Annotated in this window: 12 protein-coding genes; 5 read left to right on the plus strand and 7 right to left on the minus strand. The window is 64.8% G+C overall.

What is annotated here, in order from left to right; genetic code table 11:
* Positions 1-2: 2 nt before the first annotated feature.
* From ABW22_RS05120 to ABW22_RS05150, 7 genes are read right to left on the minus strand one after another with little or no spacing between them, the layout of a single operon-like run.
* Positions 3-1,046: a 4Fe-4S binding protein gene (locus tag ABW22_RS05120; protein ID WP_059752676.1), complete on the minus strand. Its 1,044-nt coding sequence runs from the start codon at positions 1,044-1,046 to the stop codon at positions 3-5.
* Complete coding sequence (locus ABW22_RS05125; protein WP_059752679.1) at positions 1,040-1,420, minus strand: hypothetical protein; 381 nt, start codon at positions 1,418-1,420, stop codon at positions 1,040-1,042. Before ABW22_RS05125 ends, ABW22_RS05120 begins: the two co-directional genes overlap by 7 nt.
* On the minus strand, positions 1,417-2,232 hold the full coding sequence (locus tag ABW22_RS05130; protein ID WP_059752683.1) for a CbbQ/NirQ/NorQ/GpvN family protein: 816 nt from the start codon (positions 2,230-2,232) through the stop codon (positions 1,417-1,419). Before ABW22_RS05130 ends, ABW22_RS05125 begins: the two co-directional genes overlap by 4 nt.
* A gap of 12 nt (positions 2,233-2,244) precedes the next feature.
* Positions 2,245-2,472 carry a cytochrome C oxidase subunit IV family protein gene (locus ABW22_RS05135; RefSeq protein WP_237763234.1) on the minus strand — a complete coding sequence of 76 codons (228 nt, stop codon included), beginning with the start codon at positions 2,470-2,472 and terminating at the stop codon, positions 2,245-2,247.
* A 34-nt stretch (positions 2,473-2,506) separates the two neighbouring features.
* Positions 2,507-3,088 carry a cytochrome c oxidase subunit 3 family protein gene (locus tag ABW22_RS05140; protein WP_059752692.1) on the minus strand — a complete coding sequence of 194 codons (582 nt, stop codon included), beginning with the start codon at positions 3,086-3,088 and terminating at the stop codon, positions 2,507-2,509.
* Positions 3,089-3,145: 57 nt separating this feature from the next.
* Entirely contained in the window at positions 3,146-4,522 is a 1,377-nt protein-coding gene (locus ABW22_RS05145; protein ID WP_059752695.1) for a cbb3-type cytochrome c oxidase subunit I, read from the minus strand.
* 37 nt (positions 4,523-4,559) lie between these two features.
* Complete coding sequence (locus ABW22_RS05150; protein ID WP_059752698.1) at positions 4,560-4,985, minus strand: c-type cytochrome; 426 nt, start codon at positions 4,983-4,985, stop codon at positions 4,560-4,562.
* Positions 4,986-5,410: 425 nt separating this feature from the next.
* Here ABW22_RS05150 and ABW22_RS05155 point away from each other — a divergent pair, with 425 nt between their 5' ends.
* The 5 genes from ABW22_RS05155 to ABW22_RS17605 form a co-directional block, all read left to right on the plus strand.
* The gene (locus tag ABW22_RS05155) at positions 5,411-6,367 is read left to right on the plus strand and encodes an AAA family ATPase (protein WP_059752703.1); all 957 of its coding nucleotides are present in this window, start codon (positions 5,411-5,413) and stop codon (positions 6,365-6,367) included.
* Positions 6,368-6,387: 20 nt separating this feature from the next.
* Positions 6,388-7,332 carry a DUF58 domain-containing protein gene (locus tag ABW22_RS05160; protein ID WP_157648552.1) on the plus strand — a complete coding sequence of 315 codons (945 nt, stop codon included), beginning with the start codon at positions 6,388-6,390 and terminating at the stop codon, positions 7,330-7,332.
* Positions 7,325-7,756 (plus strand): hypothetical protein, encoded by a 432-nt coding sequence (locus ABW22_RS05165; protein WP_059752709.1) that lies wholly within the window; start codon positions 7,325-7,327, stop codon positions 7,754-7,756. The genes ABW22_RS05160 and ABW22_RS05165 overlap by 8 nt, the downstream gene beginning before the upstream one ends.
* Entirely contained in the window at positions 7,749-8,729 is a 981-nt protein-coding gene (locus tag ABW22_RS05170; protein ID WP_059752712.1) for a VWA domain-containing protein, read from the plus strand. Before ABW22_RS05165 ends, ABW22_RS05170 begins: the two co-directional genes overlap by 8 nt.
* Positions 8,726-9,167: VWA domain-containing protein (locus ABW22_RS17605; RefSeq protein ID WP_162264469.1), on the plus strand; the 442-nt coding region annotated here is incomplete at its 3' end. The genes ABW22_RS05170 and ABW22_RS17605, both read left to right, overlap by 4 nt.

Raw genomic sequence — 9,167 nt, forward strand, 5'->3', positions numbered from 1 at the left:
GCTTATTTCCCCGTCTTCGGTGACGCGTCGCGCAGTGATGCCGCGCCCGCGTCATGCGCAACCGTAGCGGTGCGGGCGGCCCGAACGTTGAACGCGGCTTCGGATTCCGCGCGCAGGTCCTGCACCCAGTTCAGCAGCGTACCGCTCGGATTGCTTTCCATCGTGTGGTCGCAGGCGTCGACGCACTGGCCGCATTGCACGCAGGCGAACATCATGCGCTTGACGTTGCGCGGGTTCAGGCGCATCGGGCAGACATGGTCACAGGCCGAATAACAGCTCGCGCAATCCTTGGCGCGCTGGCGCTTGAAGCCGACCACCATCGCCTTGTCGTTGCTCATCCATGCGAGGCTCTGGAACAGCCCGACCGCGCAGGCATAACGACAGAACAAATGGCGCGCGAACATGAACTCGACGAAGAAGGCGATGCTGGCAGCGCTCAGAAAAACAGCCTGATTGTGCGTGAGGCTGGCGTGCCAGAGGTTGCCGTACACCTCGGCCGGCGGCAGCAGATAGGTCAGCAGTACCACCGCCCACAGCACCGCGCAGGCGATGACGAGCGGAATCACCGCAAACCACCAGAGTGCATCGTGCCGGGTTTCGCTGCCATCCGGGTTGCGGGCCGGTAGCGGCTTCTTGTCCCACAGGCTTTGCTTGCCGATCGCGCGTCGCAGTGTCTGGTTGATCGTTTCGACAATGGAGAAATGCGGGCATAGCCAGCCGCAGTACAGCCGTCCCCATTTCCAGCTGACGTAGATGAGTGTGCCGACCACCGCGACCAGCGGCAGGAAGCCACGCAGTACGAGGTTCACCGAAGCCTGCGCGGCCGAAGCGCGGCCGGCGAGGAATTCATCGAGTCCCAGCGTCCAGTCGAAGCCGAACAGGATGAAATGCTTGAGATTCAGGTCGAGCCGAAAGATGTCGAAGATCGGCGCGAACACGAACAGCAAGAAAAATCCCGCCTGGGTGAGCTGGCGCCAGCGCTGTACCGGCAAGCCCAGCCAGCCGCGCGCGACGCGGCTGCCCGGCGCCGGCCGGCCGGTTACCACTTGCGGCTCCCCAGCAGCGGGTAGACGAAGGTCTCCCCCGCGATTGCGCGCGACAGACCGAGCACACCCAGCAGCACCAGCGTCGCGTGGCAGCACAACACATACAACAGCAGCACGATCCAGGTCGCCGGGTGGTCGAGATTGCCGACCAGCGCGATGATCGCGGGCACGCCGACAAGCAGCAGGCCGGCCCATACGCTGACCGTGAGCGTTTGGCGAAGATGCGAGCGGGTGAGCGGGTTGACACTCGCGCGATGCCGGCGGGCGAGCCAAAGCAGGACCAGGAATGCCAGGCCAGGTGCCAGTAGCAAATTGATCAGATAGAGCGCTTCCGCTTGCACCGCATGGGTGCGCCGGTCGCGGGGAGGGTTCATTGGCCGAAGGTTGCCTTGATGACTTCGAGCAGTGCTTGCGCCGTGTCGGCATCGTCGGTCAGCGGCTCCACCAGCGCGGCTTCACACGCGACGACCGGGTCGCAGCCGGCGCCGATCAGGCTTGCGGCATAGACCAGCAGCCGGGTTGAGGCCGCTTCTTCCAGGTCATGATCCTTGAGCTGACGGAAGTGACCGGCCAGCGTAACGAGTTGCGTCGCCAGCAGGGGCGTTGCACCGGTTTCGGCAATCACGATCCGCTCTTCGAGCGCGGCTGGCGGAAAGCCGAAATTGATCGCGACAAAACGTTGGCGCGTCGACGGCTTCAGGCTCTTGAGCAGATTCTGGTAGCCCGGGTTGTAGGACACCACCAGCATGAAATCGTCCGGCGCCTGCAATTCCTCGCCGGTCCGTTCGATCGGCAGAATGCGGCGGTCGTCGGTCAGCGGATGCAGCACGACGGTCGTGTCCTTGCGCGCTTCCACCACTTCATCCAGGTAGCAGATGCCGCCCTGGCGCACCGCGCGCGTCAGGGGACCGTCGGACCATATTGTCTGACCGTCGCCGATCAGGTGGCGGCCGACCAGGTCGGCGGCCGTCAGGTCGTCGTGGCAGGACACGGTTATGAGTGGCCGCGCCAGACGCGCCGCCATATGTGCGACGAAGCGCGTCTTGCCGCAGCCGGTCGGGCCCTTGATCAACAGCGGGAGGCGGTTGCGGAACGCGTATTCGAACAGTTCGCACTCGTTGCCGATGGGCTGGTAGAACGGGATGTTCAGCATGGCCGCGAGGCCCGGGTTCGTCAGGTCGTTCATGGGATGTCTCCGTTAACTTTGCGCGAGTTGAAAGGCGTAGGCGATCAGGCCCAGAACCAGTAGCAGCCAGCCAAGAACAATCCAGCGCCAAGGCCCCTTGACGCCCCGAAGCGCCATGAACCGGTCGATCACGATGTTTCCTTTGACCAGCGTCGCCAGCAACACCGGAATCAGGACGGCGCTGCCCGACATGCCGGCTTCGGCCAAACCAAAACTCAGGGCGGTGAGCGTCAGCAGCATCAACCACTGGAATGTAGCCACTCTCATGATGTCGTCAGTTCAATATGTAAATTAAGGGGAATAGAACAATCCACACGAGGTCGACCATGTGCCAGTAGGCGGCACCCGTTTCAACACCCGCATGGTCGGCCGCGCTGTAACCGCCTCGCCATGCCTTGAGTGTCACGGCACCGAGGATGATCATGCCGAGGACGACATGCATGAAGTGAAAAAAGCCGAGGCCCAGGTAAAACATGTAGAAGGTATTGGTCGACATGTTGATGCCAGCCTCGATCTTGCCGCTGAATTCACTGAGCTTGAGTACAAGAAACGCGGCGCCGCATGTCATCGCGGTGATCAGCCAGCTTGCGCAGGAGCGGGAATGTCCTCGCCGGATTCGACTGACGGCAAGTACGACGAAATAGCTGCTGGAGATCAGCAGTACGGTATTGATGACGCCGCTGGCCCGGTCCAGCTCCAGTTGCGACGCGTTGAATAATTCGACGTTATGGGTACGGGCGAATGCGTACGCCAGGAAAAAAATGCCGAACACCAGCAGTTCGGCGAGGATGAAGAACCACATCGCAAGATCGCCCGGTAGGTCATGGCGGCTGCGAAGCGGTGCCGAGAGTGACATTGAGACGTTCAAGACAGTCCTCCCTGTCTGCCCGGCGAACCGGGTAGAAAGTCGGGCTCAGTCCGCAGTCGCGGCCTTGCCCTTGATAAAGAAGCTGCCGATGTACAGCAGGAGACCGATCAGGAAAATCACGCCGGCGCCTTCACGCAGCCAGTAGAACAGCGCAACCTGGTCCTGTGCAGCCATGAACGACATCGGCTGGTCGGAGATGCGCTGCAGCCAGATTTGCAGGATGCCGGCGGCTGTCAGGAACAGCGTGATGAACACCATGGCGACGGTCATGAGCCAAAACGACCACATCTCGACCACCTGTGCGAGCGGGCTGTTTGCAGCACGCCCGCGCATCAGCGGCATGGTGTAGCTGATCATGGTGATCACCACCATTACATAGGCGCCGTAAAACGCCATGTGACCGTGGGCCGCCGTGATCTGGCTACCGTGGGTGTAGAAATTGACCGGTGCCAGCGTGTGCAGGAAGCCCCACACCCCCGCCCCGAGAAAAGCCATCACACCGGTACCGAGCGCCCACAGTACGGCCGCCTTGTTCGGGTGCTCGCGGCGTCTGCGGTTGACCATGTTGAACGCAAACACCGTCATCATGAAGAAGGGAATCGGTTCCAGGGCCGAGAACACGCTGCCCCACCACTGCCAGTATTCCGGTGCGCCGATCCAGTAGTAGTGGTGGCCGGTGCCGATGAGGCCGGTGATCAGCGCCATCGCAATGATCACGTACAACCATTTCTCGATCACTTCGCGATCCACGCCGGTTACCTTGATCAGCACGAAGGCCAGCATCGCGCCCATGATCAGTTCCCACACGCCTTCGACCCAGAGATGGACGACCCACCACCAGAAGTACTTGTCCTTGACGATGTTGCCGGGGTTATAGAAGGAGAACAGGAAGAAGATTGCGAGACCCCAGAGACCGACCAGCATCACCAGGTTGATCGCAGTCTTGCGCCCGCGCAGCACCGTCATCGACAGGTTGTACAACATCGCCAGCGCGACGACCACGATGCCGACCTTGGTTGGCAGCGGCTGCTCGAGGAACTCACGTCCCATTGTCGCCAGCAGGTTGTTTCCGGTCATCTCGGCCAGCGTTGCATAGGGCACGAATAGATAGCCAAGAATGGTCATCACCCCCGCGGCGAGAAAAATCCAGAACATCACCATCGCCAGCTTCGGACTATGTAACTCGCGTTCCGACTCTTCCGGAATAAGGTAGTAGGCCGCACCCATGAAGCCGAACAGCAGCCACACGATCAGCAGGTTCGTATGCACCATGCGGGCGACGTTGAAGGGGATTTCCGGGAACAGGAAATCACCGACTACGTACTGCAGCCCCATGATCAAGCCAAATAGGATCTGGCCAAGGAAAAGTCCGATCGCCGCGATGAAGTAGGGCTTCGCGACCATCTGTGATTGATATTTCATGAAGTTCTCCGCTTATTGCACATTTGGTAAGGCATGCTCAGCCTTCGATATTCGGCGGCCAGTTGGACGTGTTGATCTCGGACGTGTACTTGAGGAAATTAACCATGTCATCAAGCTGTTCGTCGTTGAGATGGAAATTGGGCATCTGGCGTCGCCCGGGCGCGCCGGTCGGCTGGCCCTGCATCCAGGCCTTGATGAACTCGGGGCCGCGCCGCTTGTACACGTTGACGAGCTCGGGCGCGAAATACGCGCCCTCGCCCATCAACGTGTGGCAGCCGATGCAATTGCGTGTTTCCCAGATGTGCTTGCCCCGCAGGACCGATTCGGACAGGTTCTCACGGTTGTCGCGTTTGGGAAGCGTGCTCATCGTGTCGAACGTCAGTCCGATCAAGAGCAGGAAGAAGAACACCGCGCCACCGTAGAAGATGTTGCGGGCAGCGGATTTTGTAAATGCCGAGCTCATTTGGTTGGGTCCTTATCGTTTTCTTGATTGAATACGACTCGCTTGCTACGGCACACTTTTCAGTTGCATGCGCCAAGCGTTGCTTGTCGATATAAAAATACATTCGGGTGTAAATATGTTCTTATTTAAATATACATTCAAAATACCTGTTTTGCAAAGCGGAAAATTCGCTTGTTGTATTCGCGACACAAAAATGTCGAAGAGGAGGCAGTGAGTGGGGAAAGGGATCGTGTAGGTGCTCGCCATCCCATCACCTGTTGCGCTGCGCGAGGCGGAAATTTGCTTGCGCGGCGCCGAAAGACAGCAGACGTCCGAAGCACGTGGGTTTGGCCCAGCTGCGTTGCGGCCGTTGGTTAGGCTATAGCGCTCATTGCGGCTGCGCGTCGAGCCGGCTAAGGTTGCCGCTTTCAACCGCAGGAATTGCGATGTCGAATCAACCCCGGATACTTGAATTGCGCCAAGCGCTGTCGCGCGTCATCGTCGGCCAGGACACCCTGCTCGACCGCCTGGTGATCGGCCTGCTCGCCGACGGCCATGTGCTGGTGGAGGGGCTGCCGGGACTGGCCAAGACGACGGCGGTGAAAACCCTGGCCGCCGCCATCCACGGCAGTTTCCGCCGTATTCAGTTCACCCCGGACCTGCTGCCGGGCGACCTCACCGGCACCGATATCTATCACGAGGGCCAGTTCGAATTCATCGAAGGGCCGCTGTTCCACGAAATCATCCTCGCCGACGAAATCAACCGCGCCCCCGCCAAGGTACAGGCCGCGCTGCTGGAAGCGATGCAGGAGCACCAGATCACGGTGGGCGGCGTGACGCGCCCGTTGTCGCCGCTGTTCATGGTGATGGCGACGCAAAATCCGCTGGAACAGGCGGGCACCTATCCGCTGCCGGAAGCGCAGCTGGATCGCTTTCTGCTGCATGTGGCGCTGGATTATCCGAGCGATGCCGAGGAACTGGAAATCCTGCGGCGCGACCGCGCCCTTCCCGCCGTCGCCGGGCGCGTGCCGCTGATGGCGGTGATCGATACCGCCACCGTGCTGGCCGCACGCGAGGAGGTGCGGCAGGTGCACGTGTCGGATGAAGTCGAGCGCTACATCGTCGCCCTGGTGCGCGCCACCCGTGCGCCCGGCGAGTGGTGCGCCGACTGGGCGCGAGCGGTGGAAGTGGGCGCCAGCCCGCGCGCCTCGCTCGCTCTGCTGCATGCGTCGGCGGCCGCGGCCTATCTGCGCGGGCGCGACTACGTCACGCCGGACGACGTGCGCGAGCTGGCCGCCGACTGCCTGCGCCATCGCATCACGCTGAGCCTCGACGCGCGCCTGCAGAAACTCGGCCGCGATGCCTTCATCGTCGGCCTGCTCGAGGCCGTTCCCGCGCCGTGAAATTGGCGCGGCTCCCGTGGTTGGCGCGCCTGCGCGCGCAGCCGGAAATGCCGGCGCCGGCATCAGTCCACGCACCGCTGATCGCGGCGGCCGAGATGGCCGGACTCGCCGCGCAGGCCAGCCTGCTGGCGACGCTGCCGCTGCGCGAGGTGCACGGCCACCATGCCGGCGACTGGGCGTCGTGCTGGCTCGGGCGCGGGCTGGATTTCGAGGAATCGCGGCCGTACAGCCCGGGTGACGATATCCGTGACATGGACTGGCGTACCACCGCGCGCACCGGCCGCCCCCACCTGAAAATCTACCGCGAGGAACGCCAGCCGATGGTGCATCTGGTGGTCGACCGCGGCGCCACCATGCGCTTCGGCACGCGCCGCCGGCTCAAGGTGGCCCAGGCGGCGCGGCTGGCCGCGGTGCTGGCGTTTGCCGCCGCCGGGCGCAACGGCGTGATCGGCGCCACCCTGTGGAACGCGCAGGATGAAACCCTGCCCGCGCGCCATGGCCGGCTGGCGGCGCTCGCCCTGATCGAGGCGGCGGCGGCGCCGTGCCCGCCGCTCACCGATCCCGCGCAGACCGACGCCCTGCAGCATGTCGACCGCCTCGCCGCGCTGGAAGCAAGCCTGCCGCGTGGCGCGCGGCTGGTGCTGATCAGCGATTTCGCCTGGCTGACCGACGCCCACGAGACGCAGCTGGCGCGGCTTGCTGCGCGTTTCGACGTGTGGGCGATCCAGATTGTCGACGCCGCCGAGCGCGCTTTGCCGGCAATGGGCGCGGCGTGCTTTCACGACATGGCGAGCGGCCAGCGGGTGTGGCTCGACACCGCGCAGACTGCGGTGCGCAGCGCTGTCCGCACGGCATTCGCCGGTCATCTGGCGGCGCAGGCTGACCGCCTTGCGCGCGCCGGCGTACGCCATCAGCAGGTGGACAGCGAAGTCGACGATCTGGTCGCGTTATTCGTATATGGCTGACCCGCGCAACGAACTGGCCGACATCATCGTGCCGGCCGCGCCCGACGCGGTCGTGGCGGCGGCGGGCACCAGCCTGTTTCTGTGGACGGCCGTGGGGCTGGCGGGGGTGGCCGGTGTCGCGCTGCTCGCCTGGCTGTGGCATCGCCGTCGCCCGGCGCGCGCCCTGCACGCGATTGCCGCCGCGGCAGCGCAGCGGCAGAGCCCCCCGCCGGTGCTGGCCGCCCGTCTTGACGCCTGGGTGCGTGCGCGCTTCCTGCTGCCGCGGGTCGACGCGGCAATCTGCCCACCCGGCCTTGATCCGGTCGTGTGGTCGGACTGGGCGAAGGCCCTGGCGCAATTGCGCTTTGCCCCGCCGCCGCCCGATGGCTACACGGTGCTGGTGAGCTTGTGCGAACGCGCCCGCCATTGGAGCCGCCATGCTTGAGCTGGCGCAATCCTCTTGGCTGTTCCTGCTGCTGGCGGTCGCGGGCTGGGGCTGGCTGGCCTGGCGGCGCGCGCAGGGCGAAGCAGCGGGCGTGGTGCTCAACCACCCGGCGCTGCCGCTGACGGGAGTCGGGCGCTTGCCTGCGCCCGGCCTGCGCTGGCCGGTCGTGCTGCGCGGGCTGGCGTTTGCCCTGCTGGCACTGGCGCTGGCGCAGCCGCGCGAAGTGGGCGACTGGATCACGCCGCCGCCCGAGGGACGCGACATGGTGCTGCTGATCGACACCTCGCTCACCATGAGCATCCGCGATTTCAAGCAGGGCGATCTTGAAGTCGAACGCATGACGGTGCTGAAGGACACGCTGACGCGCTTCATCGACGGCCGCCCCGGCGACCGCTTCGGCGTCATCGTGTTCGGCAGCGAAGTGGCGACGCTGACGCCGCCGACCTTCGACCGCGCCCATGTCGCGGCGCAGATCCAGCGCATCCAGGTCGGTATGGTGGGCGGCGACACCGCGCTGGGCGACGCGCTCGGCATGGCGCTGAAGCAGGTGCGCACGCGCCGCCTGCGCCCCGCCGTCATCCTGGTGAGCGACGGCGCCGACAACAACGCCGGCACCCTGACGCCGGCCGAATCGCTGGCGGTGGCGCATCAGGCCGGGGTGGCGATCCATGCCCTGCAATTCGGCAGCGATCCCTATGCGGCAGCGCGCGCCGCGCGTACCGTGTCCAGCCCGCCGGTGGCCGATCCGCAGCCCGATCTCGCCGACCTCGCGCGGCTTACCCAGGGGCAGTATTTTGCGATCGCCAGCGCCGACGACGCTGCGCGGGTGATCCGTGCAATCGACCAGCTCGAGCCGACCCTGTCGCGTCCGGCGCAGCAGCGCCAGGTGCGCGAGTGGTACTGGGCGGCGCTGGCGCTGGCCGCCGCGTTGCTGGTCTGTGCGCGCTGGCTCACATTCAGGCGCGCCGCATGATCGATCAGCTGTTAAACCTGCACTGGCGCGAACCACTGTGGCTGGCCCTCGCGGCGGTGCCGCTGCTGTTCGTCTTGTGGCGAGGCCGACGCCGCGCGCGGCTGTTGCGATACGCCGACGCCGAACTGCTGCCGTGGGCGGCCAGCCTGCCCGCTGCCCAGGCCGGCGCATGGCCCCGCACGCTGGCACACGCGCTGGCCTGGCTGCTCCTGGCGCTGGCCGCAGCCGGCCCGCGGCTGCCGCTCGAATTGCGCGCGGGGCAGACCACGCCGCGCCACCTGTTGACGGTGATGGCGGTGCTCGACGTGTCCGCCTCGATGCGCGCCACCGACATCGCGCCGGATCGCCTCGCCCGTGCCCGCCTCGAGCTGCTCGACTGGCTGCCGCGCTTGCAGGGCGAACGCGTGGGCCTCATCGTGTTTGCCGGCGAGGCGGGGG

Source organism: Thiobacillus denitrificans, assembly GCF_001530125.1.
Classification (GTDB): domain Bacteria; phylum Pseudomonadota; class Gammaproteobacteria; order Burkholderiales; family Thiobacillaceae; genus Thiobacillus; species Thiobacillus denitrificans_C.